At 66.9% G+C, this 16,789-nt stretch carries 13 protein-coding genes; 10 read left to right on the top strand and 3 right to left on the bottom strand.

Going from position 1 to position 16,789, the window contains the following annotated elements; translation table 11 throughout:
• Window positions 1–91: 91 nt before the first annotated feature.
• From H4O11_RS12705 to H4O11_RS12695, 3 genes are all read right to left on the bottom strand, one after another.
• Entirely contained in the window at window positions 92–1,300 is a 1,209-nt protein-coding gene (locus H4O11_RS12705; RefSeq protein WP_182339793.1) for an acetyl-CoA C-acyltransferase, read from the bottom strand.
• Window positions 1,301–1,391: 91 nt separating this feature from the next.
• The gene (locus H4O11_RS12700) at window positions 1,392–3,764 is read right to left on the bottom strand and encodes a 3-hydroxyacyl-CoA dehydrogenase/enoyl-CoA hydratase family protein (RefSeq protein ID WP_182339792.1); all 2,373 of its coding nucleotides are present in this window, start codon (window positions 3,762–3,764) and stop codon (window positions 1,392–1,394) included.
• A gap of 43 nt (window positions 3,765–3,807) precedes the next feature.
• Window positions 3,808–4,467, bottom strand: a complete 660-nt coding sequence (locus tag H4O11_RS12695; protein ID WP_182339791.1) for a TetR/AcrR family transcriptional regulator — start codon at window positions 4,465–4,467, stop codon at window positions 3,808–3,810.
• Between the two features lie 741 nt (window positions 4,468–5,208).
• Here H4O11_RS12695 and ndk point away from each other — a divergent pair.
• The 10 genes from ndk to folD all read left to right on the top strand — a co-directional run bounded on the left by ndk (window position 5,209) and on the right by folD (window position 16,677).
• The gene (gene ndk, locus H4O11_RS12690; protein WP_182339790.1) at window positions 5,209–5,634 is read left to right on the top strand and encodes a nucleoside-diphosphate kinase; all 426 of its coding nucleotides are present in this window, start codon (window positions 5,209–5,211) and stop codon (window positions 5,632–5,634) included.
• Window positions 5,635–5,644: 10 nt separating this feature from the next.
• Window positions 5,645–6,850, top strand: a complete 1,206-nt coding sequence (rlmN, locus tag H4O11_RS12685; protein WP_182339789.1) for a dual-specificity RNA methyltransferase RlmN — start codon at window positions 5,645–5,647, stop codon at window positions 6,848–6,850.
• Window positions 6,837–7,637 carry a tetratricopeptide repeat protein gene (locus H4O11_RS12680; protein ID WP_182339788.1) on the top strand — a complete coding sequence of 267 codons (801 nt, stop codon included), beginning with the start codon at window positions 6,837–6,839 and terminating at the stop codon, window positions 7,635–7,637. Before rlmN ends, H4O11_RS12680 begins: the two co-directional genes overlap by 14 nt.
• Window positions 7,638–7,643: 6 nt before the next feature.
• Window positions 7,644–8,510 carry a RodZ domain-containing protein gene (locus H4O11_RS12675; RefSeq protein ID WP_182339787.1) on the top strand — a complete coding sequence of 289 codons (867 nt, stop codon included), beginning with the start codon at window positions 7,644–7,646 and terminating at the stop codon, window positions 8,508–8,510.
• A gap of 80 nt (window positions 8,511–8,590) precedes the next feature.
• Complete coding sequence (locus H4O11_RS12670) at window positions 8,591–9,229, top strand: YfgM family protein (RefSeq protein WP_182339786.1); 639 nt, start codon at window positions 8,591–8,593, stop codon at window positions 9,227–9,229.
• Window positions 9,229–10,434: an outer membrane protein assembly factor BamB gene (bamB, locus tag H4O11_RS12665; RefSeq protein ID WP_182339785.1), complete on the top strand. Its 1,206-nt coding sequence runs from the start codon at window positions 9,229–9,231 to the stop codon at window positions 10,432–10,434. The genes H4O11_RS12670 and bamB overlap by 1 nt, the downstream gene beginning before the upstream one ends.
• A 16-nt stretch (window positions 10,435–10,450) precedes the next feature.
• Window positions 10,451–11,848 carry a ribosome biogenesis GTPase Der gene (der, locus tag H4O11_RS12660; protein WP_182339784.1) on the top strand — a complete coding sequence of 466 codons (1,398 nt, stop codon included), beginning with the start codon at window positions 10,451–10,453 and terminating at the stop codon, window positions 11,846–11,848.
• Between the two features lie 195 nt (window positions 11,849–12,043).
• Window positions 12,044–13,180, top strand: a complete 1,137-nt coding sequence (gene moeB / locus H4O11_RS12655) for a molybdopterin-synthase adenylyltransferase MoeB (protein ID WP_182339783.1) — start codon at window positions 12,044–12,046, stop codon at window positions 13,178–13,180.
• 629 nt (window positions 13,181–13,809) lie between these two features.
• The gene (locus H4O11_RS12650; protein ID WP_182339782.1) at window positions 13,810–15,639 is read left to right on the top strand and encodes a monovalent cation:proton antiporter-2 (CPA2) family protein; all 1,830 of its coding nucleotides are present in this window, start codon (window positions 13,810–13,812) and stop codon (window positions 15,637–15,639) included.
• A gap of 165 nt (window positions 15,640–15,804) precedes the next feature.
• Window positions 15,805–16,677, top strand: coding sequence for a bifunctional methylenetetrahydrofolate dehydrogenase/methenyltetrahydrofolate cyclohydrolase FolD (gene folD, locus H4O11_RS12645; protein WP_246333466.1), 873 nt, complete (start codon window positions 15,805–15,807; stop codon window positions 16,675–16,677).
• Window positions 16,678–16,789 lie beyond the last annotated feature (112 nt).

Raw genomic sequence — 16,789 nt, 5'->3', positions numbered from 1 at the left:
CCCGACCCGCCAACAGCCCACAGGCTTTTGAAGTTGCCGTTGCCTTGGCTCCAACAGGTTGCCGGGGCGCAGCCCCGGCAACCAACACCACTTACAGCGCTTCGAAGATGCCCGCCGCGCCCATGCCGGTGCCGATGCACATGGTCACCATGCCGTACTTCTGCTGGCGACGGCGTAGGCCATGCAGCAGGGTGGCGGTACGGATCGCACCGGTGGCGCCCAGCGGATGGCCCAGGGCGATGGCGCCGCCCAGCGGGTTCACCTTGTCAGGGTCCAGCCCGCAATCGCGGATCACTGCCAGCGACTGCGCAGCAAACGCTTCGTTGAGCTCGATCCAGTCCAACTGGTCCTGGCTCAGGCCGGCCTGCTTCAGTGCCTTCGGAATCGCGGCGATCGGGCCGATGCCCATCACTTCCGGACGCACGCCGGCGACCGAGAAGCTGACGAAACGCGCCAGCGGCTTCAGGCCGTAATCCTTCACCGCCTGCTCGGATGCCAGCAGCACCGCACCGGCACCGTCGCTCATCTGCGACGAATTGCCCGCCGTGACGGTGCCGCCGAACTGGCCGTTGCGGAACACCGGGCGCAGCTTGGCCAGGCCTTCCGCGGACGAATCCAGGCGTGGGCCCTCGTCGGTATCGACGATCCTGTCGCGGGTGATGATGCGGCGGCCATCGGCCAGGTCGGGCTGGCGGGTACGCACGTCGTAGGGGCTGATCTCGTCCTTGAACTCGCCGTTCTGGATCGCGGCGATCGCCTTCTGGTGCGAGGCCAGCGCAAAGGCATCCTGCTCTTCGCGGGAGACCTTCCATTCCTCGGCGACCTTCTCGGCGGTGATGCCCATGCCGTAGGCAATGGCAACGTGGTCGTTGTCGAACACGCTCGGTGCCATCGCGATCTTGTTGCCCATCATCGGCACCATCGACATCGACTCGGTACCGCCGGCCAGCATCAGGTCGGCGTTGCCCAGGCGGATCTGGTCGGCGGCCATCGCCACGGCCTGCAGGCCGGAGGAGCAGAAGCGGTTGACCGTCTGCGCGGCGATGGTGTCCGGCAGGCCGGCCAGCAGCACGCCGATGCGCGCCACGTTCATGCCTTGCTCGGCTTCGGGCATGGCGCAGCCGATGATGGCATCGTCGATGCGGTTGACGTCGATGCCCGGCGCCTGCGCGACCACGGCCTTGAGCACGTGGGCGAGCATGTCATCGGGACGGGTGTTGCGGAACACGCCCTTGGGCGCCTTGCCAACCGGAGTCCGGGTGGCGGCGACGATGTAGGCGTCCTGGATTTGCTTGGTCATTGCAGTGATCTCTTGAATAGGTTTCGTAGAGTCGAGCCATGCTCGACTGCCACAGCAGGAAGTGCCGACCAGGGTCGGCACCCACCATCAATCAATTACGCAGCGGCTTGCCGGTCTTGAGCATGTGCGCGATGCGGGCCTGGGTCTTTTCCTGCTGGGCCAGTTCGACGAAGTGCTTGCGCTCCAGGGTCAGCAGCCACTCCTCGTCCACCAGCGTGCCGCGATCCACTTCGCCGCCGCACAGCACGGTGGCGATGCGCACGGCGATCTCGTAGTCGTACGGGCTGATGAAGCGGCCTTCCAGCATGTTGACCAGCATCATCTTGAAGGTGGCGATGCCGACGTCGCCGGCCACCTGGATGCGGCGGGCCGGCATCGGCGGACGGTAGCCGCCTTCGGCCAGCGCCAGCACTTCGGCCTTGGCGATATGCAGCGCTTCGAAGCTGTTGAACACCACCTTGTCGGTGGCGCGCATCAGGCCCAGTTCCTTGGCGTTGACCGCCGAGTTGGAGACCTTGGCCATCGCAACGGTTTCGAAGGTCTTCTTCAGTTCGGCGAACACATCACCGCCCGGGCCGGCGGCCTGCGAAGCGCGCACCGCCAGTTCCTTCAGGCCACCACCGGCCGGCAGCAGGCCGACGCCAGCCTCGACCAGGCCGATGTAGCTTTCCAGCGCGGCCACGCTCTTGGCGCTGTGCATCTGGAATTCGCAGCCGCCGCCCAGCGCCAGGCCGCGCACGGCGGTCACCACCGGTACCAGCGAGTACTTGATCGCCTGGCTGGTGCGCTGGAAGTTGTGCACCATCTCTTCGAACTGCTCGACCTTGCCGGCCTGCAGCAGGCCGAGCGCGCCGGCCAGGTCCGCACCGGCGGAGAAGGGTTCCTTCTGCTGCCAGATCACCAGGCCCTTGTAGTCCTGCTCGGCGCGCTTGATCGCTTCCTGCAGGCCGTTGAGCACGTGGTCGGACACGGTGTTCATCTTGGTCTTGAAGCTGACCACGGCGATGCCGTCGCCGTCGTGCCACATGCGCACGCCATCGTTCTCGAACACCGTCTCGCCGGGGCTGAAGGTCTCGCCCAGCAGCGGATCCGGGAAACGCTGGCGCTGGTATACCGGCAGCGAAGAACGCGGCAGCTTGGCGTTGCGCGACGGGCTGTAGCTGCCCTCGGCGGCGTGCACGCCGTCGCGGCCGTCGAACACCCAATCCGGCAGTGGGGCGTTGCTCATGCTCTTGCCGGCGAGGATGTCATCGGCGATCCACTGCGCAACCTGCTTCCAGCCGGCCGCCTGCCAGGTCTCGAACGGGCCCAGCGACCAGCCGTAACCCCAGCGGATGGCCAGGTCGACATCACGCGCGGTCTCGGCGATGTCGGCCAGGTGGTAGGCGCTGTAGTGGAACAGGTCGCGGAAGGTCGCCCACAGGAACTGCGCCTGCGGGTGCTGGCTTTCGCGCAGCTTGGCGAACTTTTCAGCGGGGTTCTTGATCTTCAGGATCTCGACCACTTCCGGCGCGGCGCTGCGGTCGGCGGGGCGGTAGTCCTGCTTCTCCAGGTCCAGCACCACGATGTCCTTGCCGACCTTGCGGAAGATGCCCGCACCGGTCTTCTGGCCCAGTGCGCCCTTGCCGATCAGCGCGTCCAGCCACTTCGGCGAGGTGAAGTACTCATGCCACGGATCATCCGGCAGGGTGTCGCCCATGGTCTTGATGACGTGGGCCATGGTGTCCAGCCCGACCACGTCGGAGGTGCGGTAGGTGGCCGACTTCGGGCGGCCGACCAGCGGGCCGGTCAGGCCGTCCACCTCATCGAAGCCCAGGCCGAAGGCCTGGGTGTGGTGGATGGTGGACAGGATCGAGAACACGCCGATGCGGTTGCCGATGAAGTTCGGGGTGTCCTTGGCGTACACCACGCCCTTGCCCAGGGTGGTGACCAGGAACGCTTCCAGGCCTTCCAGCACGCTGGCGTCGGTGGTGCTGGCCGGAATCAGCTCGGCCAGGTGCATGTAGCGCGGCGGGTTGAAGAAGTGCACGCCGCAGAAGCGGTGGCGCAGCTGTTCCGGCAGCACGTCGGCGAGCTTGTTGATGCCCAGGCCGGAGGTGTTGGAGGCCAGCACCGCATGATCGGCCACGAACGGGGCGATCTTCTTGTACAGGTCCTGCTTCCAGTCGATGCGTTCTGCGATGGCTTCGATGATCAGGTCGCAGTCCTTCAGGTGCTCAAGGCCAGTCTCGTAGTTCGCCGGGGTGATCGCCTCGGCGTAGGACTTGCTGGCCAGCGGGGCAGGGCTGAGCTTGCCCAGGTTGGCGATCGCCTTGAGCACGATGCCATCGGCCGGACCTTCCTTGGCGGGCAGGTCGAACAATACGGTGTCGACGCCGGCATTGGTCAGGTGGGCTGCGATCTGGGCACCCATGACGCCGGCACCCAGCACGGCAGCGCGGCGGACTAGCAGGGAATTGGACATGTCGATAAGCCTTTGTTGTCTGGAAGCCGGGCATGGCCCGGCTCTACGGGGTGGAGAGGGGTGTCGGAGCGGGGGCAGCTGCGCTGGCGCGGAAGCCGGCTTCGGCGAAATGGATCAGTTCCTGGGCGGCATGGGCACGATGCGCCGATTCGGTGACACCTGCGGGTCGCTTGATCAGGCCGAAGTCGGCCATCGCGTAGGTCAGCGACCCGGCCAGGAAGTCCAGCCGCCAGTACAGCTCTTCCTTGCTGAGCTGCGGCACGCAGGCGGCGATCGCCTTGCCGAACTCACGCAATACATGGCCATAGTGATCGGACAGGAACTTGCGCAGGCTGTCGTTCTTTTCCGCGTAGGCGCGGGCGATCACGCGCACGAAGGCACCGCCGCTCTGGCGGTCCTGGGCCATCGCCAGCGCCGGCTCGACGAAGGCGGCCAGCACCGGGCGCAGTTCGCCGGGGTGGTCGATGCGGGCCTTCTCCAGCTGGCCCATGCGTGCGGCGGTCATTTCATCCATACGCCGGCGGAACACCTCGTTGACCAGGTTTTCCTTGGAGCCGAAGTGGTAGTTGACCGCCGCGATGTTCACATCGGCCTGGCTGGTGACCTGGCGCAGCGACGTGCCGGCAAAACCATGCAGCGCGAACAGTTCCTCGGCAGCGCCGAGGATGCGGTCCTTGGTGGAGAAGTGGGCAGGCTTGGCCATGGGCAGGGCAGGGTTCAATCAAACGATTGTTTGATACTAGACCCGTCTGCCGGCTTGCGCATTGTGCGGCGCAACACGGGCCATCCGCCGGGCATGGCCCGGCGCCACGGAAGGGCGTGGCCTAGCTCGGGTAGCGCCGAGCCATGCTCGGCGAGCGCAGCGGCAGCCGTTCGGGCCATCCGCCGGGCATGGCCCGGCGCTACGGAACGGCGTGGCCCGGCTCGGGTAGCGCTGAGCCATGCCCGGCGAGCGCAGCGGCGGCCGTCCGGGCCATCCGCCGGGTATGGCCCGGCGCCACGGAAGGGCGTGGCCCGGCTCGGGTAGCGCCGAGCCATGCTCGGCGAGCGCAGCGGCGGCCGTCCGGGTCATCCGCCGGGCATGGCCCGGCGCTACGGAAGGGCATGGCCCGGCTTGGGTAGCGCCGAGCCATGCTCGGCGAGCGCAGCGGCAGCCGTCCGGGCCATCCGCCGGGCATGGCCCGGCGCCACGGAAGGGCATGGCCCAGCTCGGGTAGCGCCGAGCCATGCTCGGCGAGCGCAGCGGCGGCCGTCCGGGTCTTCCGCCGGGCATGGCCCGGCGCTACGGAAGGGCGTCGGCGCCAGCTGAACCGGTCGCTGGACGCTGTCTGGTTGCAAGCGTTACAATCCGCGCACGTTTATCAGGCTAAGCCCGCGTTTTGACGCGGGTTTTTTTAATGTTACTCTCGGGTCCTTCCGTGGCCCGATCCTCGGAGATACCACCATGGCGCTGGAGCGCACCCTTTCGATCATCAAGCCGGACGCTGTCGCCAAGAACGTCATCGGTGAAATCTACGCCCGCTTTGAAAAGGCTGGCCTGAAGATCGTTGCCGCCAAGTACAAGCAGCTGTCGCGCGCCGAAGCCGAAGGCTTCTACGCCGTGCACCGCGAGCGCCCGTTCTTCAACGCGCTGGTCGAGTTCATGATCTCCGGCCCGGTGATGATTCAGGCCCTGGAAGGCGAGAACGCCGTCCTGGCCCATCGTGACCTGCTCGGTGCCACCAATCCGAAGGAAGCCGCGCCGGGCACCATCCGCGCCGACTTCGCCGATTCGATCGATGCCAACGCCGCCCACGGTTCGGACTCGGTCGACAATGCCGCCAATGAAATCGCCTACTTCTTCGCTGCCACCGAAGTCGTTTCGCGCTGAGAGTGATGCCGTGAACGAGGTCGTACAGACACCCGCCATCCAGCCGCTGCCGAAGACGGCCGCTTCCGCTGGCAAGCAGAACCTGCTCGACCTCGATCGCGAGGGGTTGGAGCGCTTCTTCGCCGACACGCTCGGCGAAGCGCGCTACCGTGCCCACCAGGTAATGAAGTGGATCCACCATCGCTACGTTACCGATTTCGATCTGATGACCGACCTCGGCAAGCCGCTGCGCGCAAAGCTGCACCAGCATGCCGAGGTGCTGGTGCCGAACATCGTGTTCGACAAGCCTTCTGCCGACGGTACCCACAAGTGGTTGCTGGCGATGGGCACCGATGGCAAGAACGCCATCGAAGCGGTCTACATCCCGGACAAGAACCGGGGCACGTTGTGCGTGTCCTCGCAGGTCGGCTGTGCGCTGAACTGCACCTTCTGCTCCACCGCCACCCAGGGCTTCAACCGCAACCTGTCCACCGCCGAGATCATCGGCCAAGTGTGGGTCGCGGCGCGCCACCTGGGCAACGTGCCGCACCAGCAGCGCCGCCTCACCAACGTGGTGATGATGGGCATGGGCGAGCCGCTGATGAATTTCGACAACGTCGTGCGCGCCATGAGCGTGATGCGCGACGACCTGGGCTATGGCCTGGCCAACAAGCGCGTGACCCTGTCGACCTCCGGCCTGGTGCCGCAGATCGACCGGTTGTCCAGCGAGAGCGACGTATCGCTGGCGGTGTCGCTGCACGCACCGAACGACGAACTGCGCGAAACCCTGGTTCCGCTCAACAAGAAATATCCGATCGTCGAGCTGATGGCTTCCTGCGCACGCTACCTGCGCGCCAACAAGCGCCGCGAATCGGTGACCTTCGAGTACACCCTGATGAAGGGCATCAACGACCAGCCCGAGCACGCCCGCCAGCTGGCGCGGCTGATGCGCCAGTTCGACAACGCGGTGCAGGCGGCCAACTCGGGCAAGGTCAACCTGATCCCGTTCAATCCGTTCCCGGGCACCCGCTACGAGCGTTCGGACGAAACCCAGATCCGTGCGTTCCAGAAGATCCTGCTCGATTCGCAGGTGCTGACCATGGTGCGACGCACCCGCGGCGACGATATCGATGCGGCCTGTGGCCAGCTGAAGGGGCAGGTCATGGACCGTACCCGCCGCCAGGCCGAGTTCAACAAGTCCCTGCAGCAAGGGGCCGGGCGCGATGCTGCGGCCTGAGCGCCTGTGGCCGGCCGGCATCCTCTGCCTGCTGGCGCTGGCCGGCTGTGGCGGATCCGGTGGCACCAAGCTGCCCAAGGGCGGAATGGCGGTCGCGCAGACTTACACCGCCCGCGATGGTGACCAGGTGCGTCGCCAGCACCAGTACCAGACCCAGCTGACCCTGGCCGGTTCGGATTTCAGCGCGGGCAACCTGCAGTCGGCGGAAAAGCGTGCGCGCGCAGCGCAGAAACTGGTGCCCGAGCGCCCTGACGCGCTGCTCCTGCTGGCTTCCATCGCCCAGCGCCGCGGCGACACGCAGCAGGCCGGTACCTTGTTGCAGCGTGCGGCCAGCGAGGCCCCGGAGCGCGGCGACGTATTGAACAATTACGCGGCATGGCTGTGCCAGCAGGGGCGGGCAGCCGAATCACTGGGCTGGTTCGATCGTGCCCTGGCGGCTCCCGGTTACGCCACGGCGTCGGTGGCCCTGTCCAACGCGGGCGCCTGCGCCCTCCAGGCCGGGCAGCCGGAACGGGCCGAGCGGGACCTGCGTGCTGCCCTGGTTCGTGACCCCCGTAATGCGCAGGCGCTGGAAGTCATGGCGCAGCTTGCCTTCCAGAAAGACAGCTTCATGGAGGCGCGTGCATTCTCCGAACGTCGGCTTGCGGCTGCATCACCAACACGTTCCGTGTTACAACTGGCGTCGCAAATCGAAACGCGACTGGGCGATGCGGCAGCGGCCGCGCGTTACCAACAACAGATTCGACAGGAATTTCCGCAGGATGCGGACCCCAATTCCAAGGGTTGAAGCATCGTGACCGATAACCAGACCGTGAACGCTTTCGAGACGGCAGCAGGCTGTGGTGAGCGCCTGCGCCAGGCCCGGGAAGCGGCAGGACTGACCCTCGACGAGGTGGCACAGCGACTGCACATGCCTGCACAGGTGGTGCGTTCGCTGGAAGAAGAGCGCTGGCAGCGCCTGGGCGCACCGGTGTTCGTACGTGGCCAGTTGCGCAGTTATGCCCGCCTGCTGGGCGTGGACGTGGGTGAAGTGCTGGAGCAGGCGCAGGTGGGCCCGATCGTGCCGCCCACCCTGGTCAGCCACACCCACACCCCGCGCGCGCGGCGCATCGCCGAAAGCCTGGGGCGCCGCCTGTTGTATGTCGGCATCACCGCCGCGCTGGCCGTACCGGTATGGTTTGCCACCCGCAGCCACCTGGACGCCGGATTGAACACCGCCTCGCTGGATGTGATCCCGTCCACCGTCGCGGTGGCACCCGCCGCCGATGGCGAGGGCGGCCCGGCCGCCGCCCCGAACGGGATGCCACAGCCCCCGGCAGCGCGTCCGGCACCGGCGCCTTACATGGCATCGCTGACGCCGGTGCCGCGTCCGGCGGCCGAACCGGTTGCCGCCGGTCGTGCCCTGGCACTGCAGTTCAGCGGTGACAGCTGGGTGGAAATCACCGCCCCTGATGGCGGCACGGTGGAGAAGGCGCTGATCCCCGCAGGGCAGTCGCGCAGCTTCGCACCGGGCCAGGTGGGCCGGATCGTGCTGGGCAATGCATCGCAGGTGGAGGTTCAGCAGAATGGCGCCATGATTGATCTTGGGCCATATCAGCGAGCCAACGTTGCACGCTTTGCGGTATCCTCTGACGGCTCCGTGGTCCCGGTTTCACACTGAGGCCCGGGCCGGAATCCACAATCCATTGAACAGTCCTCCCCGGCGAGCTTGCCTCCGGCACGGGTAGGGCGAGAGTACGCATGGCGATCGACGACCTGCTCGACGAGCACGAACAAAGTGAACGCGTCCGCACTTGGCTGCGGAAGAATGGCCTGAGCATCATCGGCGGCGTAGTGATTGCCATCGGTGCCATCGGCGGCTGGCAGTGGTGGCAGCAGGAACACGGCAACAAGCTGGCAGCGGCCAACATCGAGTACCAGAAGGTGCTCCAGGGCATCCAGGACAACAAGCTCGACGATGCCGGCAAGGCGGTCAAGGCGCTCGACGCCGGTCCGTCCAACATCTATTCGGAACTGGCTGCGCTGCAGCTGGCCAAGGCCCAGGTGGAAGCCGGCAAGAACGACGACGCACTGGCGACGCTGCGCGCGCTGGACGTGGAAGGCGACCTGAAGCACGTGGTGGACCTGCGCATCGCGCGGCTGCTGGTGGCGACCGGCAAGGGCGCGGAAGCGATCACCCTGCTTGGCCAGGCGACCGACGCCGGCGCGCTGGAGATCCACGGCGATGCACTGGCGGCGCAGGGCAAGCGTGACCAGGCCCGCGAACAGTATGAGAAGGCGCTCAAGACGCTGGACGTGGCGGCGCCGCAGCGGCGCCTGCTGGAAACCAAGTTGATGGATGCTGGCGGCAAGGTCGCGGCAACCGAGGAGTCGGTGTAATGGGTCAGATGGTCATCCTCAAGCGGTTTGCCATGGTTGCGATGCTCGGCATGGCGCTGTCCGGCTGCAGCACGGTGAAGGGCTGGTTCGCCGGCAAGGACGCCGAAGCGAAGAAGTTGCAGGAGCCGGCCGAACTGGTGAAGTTCGACTCGACCGTCAAGGTCGACAAGATGTGGTCGGTGAACCTGGGCAAGGGTGAAGACCGCATCGGCGTCCGCCAGGGCCCGGCAGTGGCCGATGGCCGTGTCTATGCCGCGGCGATCACCGGCGGCGTGCATGCCATCGACCTGCAGACCGGCAAGAACGTCTGGACCTACAAGCCGGCCAAGGAAAAGAAGAAGCCGAAGCTACGCCTGTCCGGTGGACCGGGCGTGGGCGAGGGGCTGGTGGCCATCGGCACGCTGGACGGCCAGGTCATCGCGCTTGACGCCAATGACGGCACCGAGAAGTGGCGCGCCAAGGTCTCGGGTGAAGTGATTTCCGCCCCCTCCATCGGCCAGGGCATGGTGTACGTGCGCAGCAACGATGGCCGCATCACCGCGCTGGATGTATCCAACGGCACCCAGCGCTGGTTCAACCCGCGCGAACTGCCGGCGCTGACCGTGCGCGGCAACGCGCCGATCGTGCCGGGCCCGGGCGTGCTGTTCATCGGCAACGATGACGGCAGCATCTCCGCGCTGGCGTCTGCCGACGGCCGCACCCTGTGGGACCAGGTGGTCGGCAACCCGGAAGGGCGTACCGAGCTGGACCGCATGGCCGACATCGACGGCGCACCGGTGCTGGAAGGCTCCACGCTGTACGCCAGCAGCTTCAAGAACCAGACCATGGCCATCGAAGGCCCGACCGGTCGTCCGTTGTGGGCACGTGACCATGGTGGCGCCGGTGGCGTCGCCCTGTCCTCGTCCTACGCCATCGTCACCGACAACCAGGGCGGCGTGTTCGGCCTGGACAAGCAGAGCGGCACGGCCAGCTGGTCGCAGACCGGCCTGGCGCGTCGCGAGCTGACCGGGCCGGCGTTGCAGGGCGATTATGTGGTCGTCGGCGATCTCGATGGCTACGTGCACTGGCTGCAACAATCCGATGGCGCGATGGCCGCCCGGGCAAAGACCGGCGGGACCGTCAAGGCCCAACCGATAGTCGCCGACGGGGTCCTGCTGGTGCAGAACGTCGAAGGCAAGCTGACCGCCTACCGGTTGGCCAATTAATCACGGAGTAAACGCGATGCTGCCCCTGGTCGCCCTGGTCGGACGGCCGAATGTCGGCAAGTCCACAATCTTCAACGCGCTCACGCGCACCCGCGACGCGCTGGTCCATGACCAGCCCGGCGTGACCCGTGACCGCAACTACGGTGTCTGTCGCCTGGATGAGGACAACCCGTTCCTGATCGTGGACACCGGCGGCATCGCCGAACAGGAGGAAGGCCTGGCCGGTGCTACCGCACGCCAGGCTCGTGCCGCGGCTGCCGAAGCCGACCTGATCATCTTCGTGGTCGACGCGCGTGACGGCACCTCTTCGCTGGACGATGACATCCTGGCCTGGCTGCGCAAGCAGCAGCAGCCCAAGGTGTTGCTGATCAACAAGATCGACGGCACCGACGAAGACACCGTGCGCGCGGAGTTCTCGCGCTACGGCTTCAGCGAAATGCTGACCATCTCCGCAGCCCACCGCCAGGGCCTGGACGATCTTCTCGATGAAGTCGTGCAGCGCCTGCCGGAAGAGGGCAGCACCGAGGAGATGGACAACGATCCGAACCGGGTGCGCATTGCCTTCGTCGGCCGTCCCAACGTGGGCAAGTCGACGCTGGTCAACCGCATCCTGGGCGAAGAGCGGATGATCGCCTCGGAAGTGCCGGGCACCACCCGCGATTCCATCTCGGTGGACCTGGAACGTGACGGCCGCGAGTACCGCCTGATCGACACCGCCGGCCTGCGCCGGAAGGCGCGGGTGGATGAGGCGGTGGAGAAGTTCTCCGTGGTCAAGACACTGCAGGCGATCGAGCAGTGCCAGGTGGCCGTGTTGATGCTGGACGCGCATGAAGGCGTCACCGACCAGGACGCCAGCGTGCTGGGCGCGGTGCTGGATGCGGGTCGTGCACTGGTGATCGCCATCAACAAGTGGGATGGGCTGACCGACTACCAGCGCGAACAGGCCGAGACGCAATTGTCGCTGCGCCTGGGATTCGTTCCGTGGGCGGAGTCGGTGCGTATTTCGGCGATGCACGGTTCGGGCCTGCGCGAGCTGTTCCGCGCGGTGCATCGTGCGCATGCCTCGGCCAACCACGAGTTCAGCACCAGCGAAGTCAACAAGGCGCTGGAAGTGGCCTACGAGACCAATCCGCCGCCGGCCATCCGTGGGCATGTGTCCAAGCTGCGCTACGTGCATCCGGGCGGCGCCAACCCGCCGACCTTCATCGTGCACGGCACGCGCCTGAAGGACCTGCCGGATTCGTACAAGCGCTACCTGGAGAACTTCTTCCGCAAGCGCTTCAAACTGGTCGGCACCCCGGTGCAGTTCATCTTCCGCGAAGGTGCCAACCCGTACGAAGGCAAGAAGAACCCGCTGACCGAACGCCAAGTCAAGGCCAAGCGCCGCCTGATGAAGCACGTCAAGGGTCGCTGACCTGCTGTTGTGACGGGCATGGCCCCGGTAGAGCGGGGCCATGCCCCGCTGCATCTGGCGATGACGGGCATGGCCCGTCACTACCGGGATCCGTGCGACCCGCGCGGTTACGTCGATCGGTGCAGCCCACCCGGTAGAGCGGGGCCATGCCCCGCTGCTCCCGCCATTGCACCCGCCATGGCCGATAATGTCGCCATGAGCATCAAGGAAATCTCCCCGAAGCTGGCCCACGAACGCATCGCCCATGGCGCTGTCCTGATCGACGTGCGCGAAGCGCACGAGCGCGCTGGCGGCATGGCTGAAGGAGCGCGTGGCATCGCCAAGGGCGATCTGCAGGCGGAACCCGCGCTGCACCTGCCGCACCCAGGGCAGGAAATCCTGCTGATCTGCCAGACCGGCAGGCGCTCGCTGAACGCGGCGCAGGCACTGCATGACGCCGGCTATGCCAATGTCGCTTCGGTCGCTGGAGGCACCGTGGCCTGGCGCGTGCAGGACCTGCCGCTGGTGCAGCCGCTGGCCAGCGACGAAGACCGCGACTTCTATGATCGCTACTCCCGCCACATGTTGTTGCCACAGGTCGGCGAAGCCGGCCAGCGGATCCTGCAGCGCGCGCGCGTGCTGGTGGTGGGCGCCGGCGGCCTGGGCGCTCCCGCCAGCTTCTACCTTGCTGCGGCCGGGGTAGGGCATCTGCGCATGGTCGACGACGACCACGTGGAACGCAGCAACCTGCAGCGGCAGATCCTGCATACCGAAGCCAGCATCGGCACGCCGAAGGTGGACTCGGCGCGGCAGCGGCTGCTCGCCCTCAACCCTTCCATCACCGTCGAGGCCATCGCCGAACGGGCGACCTCGGCCAACATCGACGCGCTGCTTGAAGGCATCGACGTGGTGTTGGATGGCTCGGACAACTTTCCCCTGCGCTACCTGCTCAACGACGCGTGCATCAAGCACGCCAAACCGCTGGTCCATGCGGCGATCGAACGCTTCGACGGACAGGTGAGCGTGTTCGATGCCGGCCGGCAGCGTGGCGTGGCGCCCTGTTACCGCTGCCTGTTTCCCGAGCCACCGCCGCCGGAGTTTGCCCCCAACTGTGCCGAAGCCGGGGTGCTGGGGGTGCTGCCAGGGCTGGCTGGCGTGCTGCAGGCCACCGAAGTGGTGAAGCTGCTGCTCGGCATCGGCGAGCCGCTGACCGGACGACTGCTGCGCTTCGACGCGCTGGACATGCGTTTCCGCGAAACCCGCATCCGCCCCGACCCGCAGTGTGCCGTCTGCGCCCCCGGCACGCCGTTCCCCGGTTACATCGACTACGCCGCCTTCTGCAGCGGCGGGTGACGGCTGGCCGCCGCATGCGTTGACCCCGCTTTACCGGTAGTGACGGGCCATGCCCGTCACCGGCAGAAGCAGCGGGGCATGGCCCCGCTCTACCGGGGCGCAGGGTAGTGACGGGCCATGCCCGTCACCGCCAGAAGCAGCGGGGCATGGCCCCGCTCTACCGGGAGGCAGGGTAGTTACGGGCCATGCCCGTCACCGCCAGAAGCAGCGGGGCATGGCCCCGCTCTACCGGGATGCAGGGTAGTGACGGGCCATGCCCGTCACCGCCAAAAGCAGCGGGGCATGGCCCCGCTCTACCGGGAGGCAGGGTAGTGACGGGCCATGCCCGTCACCGCCAGAAGCAGCGGGGCATGGCCCCGCTCTACCGAGACGCAGGGTAGTGACGGGCCATGCCCGTCACCGGCAGAAGCAGCGGGGCATGGCCCCGCTCTACCGGGATGCAGGGTAGTGACGGGCCATGCCCGTCACCGCCAGAAGCAGCGGGGCATGGCCCCGCTCTACCGAGACGCAGGGTAGTGACGGGCCATGCCCGTCACAGCCAGAAGCAGCGGGGCATGGCCCCGCTCTACCGGGACGCACGTGCATGCCCTATCGTTGACGTCAATCAAGTGAATTGAAGGGAACACCGCATGGCGGTAGAAGCAGCGACCAGCGAACTGGTCAAGGTCGTCGCCCTGCTGGGGGCGGCGGTGGTGATGGTGCCCTTGTTCCGGCGTTTCGGCCTCGGATCGGTGCTGGGGTATTTCACCGCCGGCCTGGTGATCGGTCCGTTCGGGCTGGGCTGGTTCTCTGATCCGCAGGCGATCCTGCATACCGCCGAACTCGGCGTGGTGATGTTTCTTTTCGTCATCGGCCTGGAGATGCGGCCTTCGCACCTGTGGAGCCTGCGCAAGGAGATCTTCGGGCTGGGCACGCTGCAGATCACCACCTGCGCGGTGGTATTGACCCTCATCGCCAAACTGTTCGGGCTCCCCTGGCAGGTGGCCTTCATCGGTGCCACCGGTTTCGTACTCACCTCCACCGCCGTGGTGATGCAACTGCTGGCCGAGCGCGGGGACATCGCGCTGCCGCCGGGCCAGAAGATCGTCTCGATCCTGCTGTTCGAAGATCTGTTGATCGTGCCCTTGCTGGCGCTGGTCGCTTTCATGGGCCCGTCTGCCGGCAGTGCCGATGGCGAAGGGTCGCGCTGGCTGTCGATCGTGATCGGTGCCGGGGCAGTGCTCGGCCTGGTGCTGGTCGGCCGCTTCCTGCTCAATCCGTTGTTCCGCATCCTGGCCGCAGCCAAGGCGCGTGAAGTGATGACTGCCGCGGCGTTGCTGGTGGTGCTGGGCGCAGCGCTGCTGATGCAGCTCTCTGGCCTGTCGATGGCGATGGGCGCGTTCCTGGCAGGGGTGCTGCTCAGCGAGTCGACCTTCCGCCACCAGATCGAAGCCGATATCGAACCCTTCCGCGGCATCCTGCTGGGGCTGTTCTTCCTCAGCGTGGGCATGGCGCTGGACCTGGGCGTGGTGGCCGGCAACTGGCCGCTGATCGCCGGCCTGGTGGTGGCGCTGATGGCCGCCAAGGCGTTGTGCATCTATGTCGTGGCGCGGCTGCTGGGCAGCAGCCATGCGCAGGCGCTGGATCGTGGGGTGGTGATGGCGCAGGGCGGGGAGTTTGCTTTCGTACTGTTCGCCGCGGCTGCCAGCGCCGGCGTAATCGACGTGGACATCAATGCCAATTTCACCGCGGTGGTGGTGTTGTCCATGGCGCTGACGCCGCTGGTGGTGCTGGTCCATCGCCGCTTCGCACCGGCAGCGGTGGTCAGCCTGGAAGGCGTGGAGGCAGCCGATGGGCTGTCCGGCAGCGTGTTGCTGATCGGCTTCGGCCGCTTTGGGCAGGTGGCCAGCCAGTCGCTGCTGGCACGCGACGTGGACGTCACCATCATCGACAACGACGTCGAAATGATCCACAGCGCCGAACGCTTCGGTTTCAAGATCTATTACGGCGACGGCACCCGGCTGGACGTGCTGCACGCTTCGGGTGCGGGCACGGCACGCGCCATCGCGGTATGCGTCAACAGCCCCGAAGAGGCCGACCGCATCGTCGAACTGGCGGCGCACGAATTCCCGCAGGCCAAGCTGCTGGTGCGCTCGTTCGACCGCGAACATTCGCTGCGGTTGATCCATGCCGGCGTGGATTTCCAGATCCGCGAAACCTTCGAATCGGCGGTGATGTTCGGCCAGGCCGCGCTGATGGAACTGGGTGCCGAGGAAGACGATGCGCGCGATATCGCCGAGCAGATACGCGAGCGCGATGCCGAGCGTTTCCAGTTGGAGATGGCCGGCGGCAGCCTGCGTGCAGGGGCGCACATGGCGTTCGGCAGTGCGCTGCCTGGCGTGCCGACACCCACCCCGTTCACTGCACCCAAGCGGCAGTCGCGTACCTTGAATGCCGACCAGGTGCCCCCGGAGGCGTAACGTACACGGCACCGGGCAGGGCCGGCCATGACCCGCTGCGCCTGGCTCCGCCACCACGCCAACAGCAGCGGGCGAGGGGCCCGCTCTACAGTCGGCAGGCCCCCAGCACCGGCTGAATCAGGGACAATACCCTCCCGTCGCCCCCACGCCCGCCTTTCGATGACCTTGAACACCGACGCTTCCGCAACCGCCCGCATCCTTGACGGCCGCCGTATTTCCGAGGACCTGCTCGACAGCCTGAAGGTGCGTGTCGATGCCCGCATCGCAGCGGGCGGCAGCCGTCCCGGGCTGGCGGTGGTGCTGGTGGGGGGGGACCCGGCTTCGACGGTCTACGTGCGCAACAAGCGCCGCGCCGCAGAGAAGGTCGGCATCGAAGCGCACGATTTCGACCTGCCGGCCGGCACCAGCGAAGCCGAGCTGCTGGCCCTGATCGACCAGCTGAACGCGGACCCCAGGATCCACGGCATCCTGATCCAGCTGCCGCTCCCGGGCATCCCCGATGCACGCCGGCTGATCCAGCGCATCGACCCGCGCAAGGACGTGGACGGCTTCCATCCGGAGAATGTCGGCCATCTGGCCCTGCGTGAGTTCGGCCTGCGGCCGTGCACGCCGCGCGGCATCACCACCCTGCTTGGCCATACCGACCAGCCGGTGCGGGGCCGCAATGCGACCATCGTGGGGGTCAGCAACCACGTGGGCCGCCCGATGGGCCTGGAGCTGCTGATCGCCGGCTGCACCGTCACCAGCTGCCACAAGTTCACCCCACGGGACGTGCTGGAACAGGCCGTGCGCAACGCCGACATCCTGGTGGTGGCGGTGGGCCGTCCGGATATCGTGCCGGGTGAATGGGTGAAGCCGGGTGCGGTGGTGATCGACGTCGGCATCAATCGCCTGGATGACGGCCGCCTGGTGGGAGACGTCGGTTTCGAGGCAGCCGCCTCGCGCGCCAGCTGGATCACGCCGGTGCCGGGCGGGGTAGGGCCGATGACCGTGGCCACGTTGATGCAGAACACGATCGAAGCCGCGGAAGCATTCTGACGGTAGCGCCGGGCCATGCCCGGCGGATTCCCCGCAGCGCCGTTGTGCTCGCCGGGCATGGCCCGGCGCTACCGGGGTGTCGCCAGTGCGACACTGCGTCGCATCCGCCCCC

This window comes from Stenotrophomonas tumulicola, assembly GCF_014117215.1.
GTDB lineage: Bacteria > Pseudomonadota > Gammaproteobacteria > Xanthomonadales > Xanthomonadaceae > Stenotrophomonas > Stenotrophomonas tumulicola.
The sequence above is the reverse complement of the archived record's forward strand: the minus strand, read 5'-3'. Positions and strand labels throughout refer to the sequence as shown.

Coding starts and splice junctions, on each gene's coding strand:
- H4O11_RS12705 (WP_182339793.1), bottom strand. CDS start 1,300: ATGACCAAGCAAATCCAGGACGCCTACATCGTCGCCGCCACCCGGACT.
- H4O11_RS12700 (WP_182339792.1), bottom strand. CDS start 3,764: ATGTCCAATTCCCTGCTAGTCCGCCGCGCTGCCGTGCTGGGTGCCGGC.
- H4O11_RS12695 (WP_182339791.1), bottom strand. CDS start 4,467: ATGGCCAAGCCTGCCCACTTCTCCACCAAGGACCGCATCCTCGGCGCT.
- ndk (WP_182339790.1), top strand. CDS start 5,209: ATGGCGCTGGAGCGCACCCTTTCGATCATCAAGCCGGACGCTGTCGCC.
- H4O11_RS12680 (WP_182339788.1), top strand. CDS start 6,837: ATGCTGCGGCCTGAGCGCCTGTGGCCGGCCGGCATCCTCTGCCTGCTG.
- H4O11_RS12670 (WP_182339786.1), top strand. CDS start 8,591: ATGGCGATCGACGACCTGCTCGACGAGCACGAACAAAGTGAACGCGTC.
- bamB (WP_182339785.1), top strand. CDS start 9,229: ATGGGTCAGATGGTCATCCTCAAGCGGTTTGCCATGGTTGCGATGCTC.
- der (WP_182339784.1), top strand. CDS start 10,451: ATGCTGCCCCTGGTCGCCCTGGTCGGACGGCCGAATGTCGGCAAGTCC.
- moeB (WP_182339783.1), top strand. CDS start 12,044: ATGAGCATCAAGGAAATCTCCCCGAAGCTGGCCCACGAACGCATCGCC.
- H4O11_RS12650 (WP_182339782.1), top strand. CDS start 13,810: ATGGCGGTAGAAGCAGCGACCAGCGAACTGGTCAAGGTCGTCGCCCTG.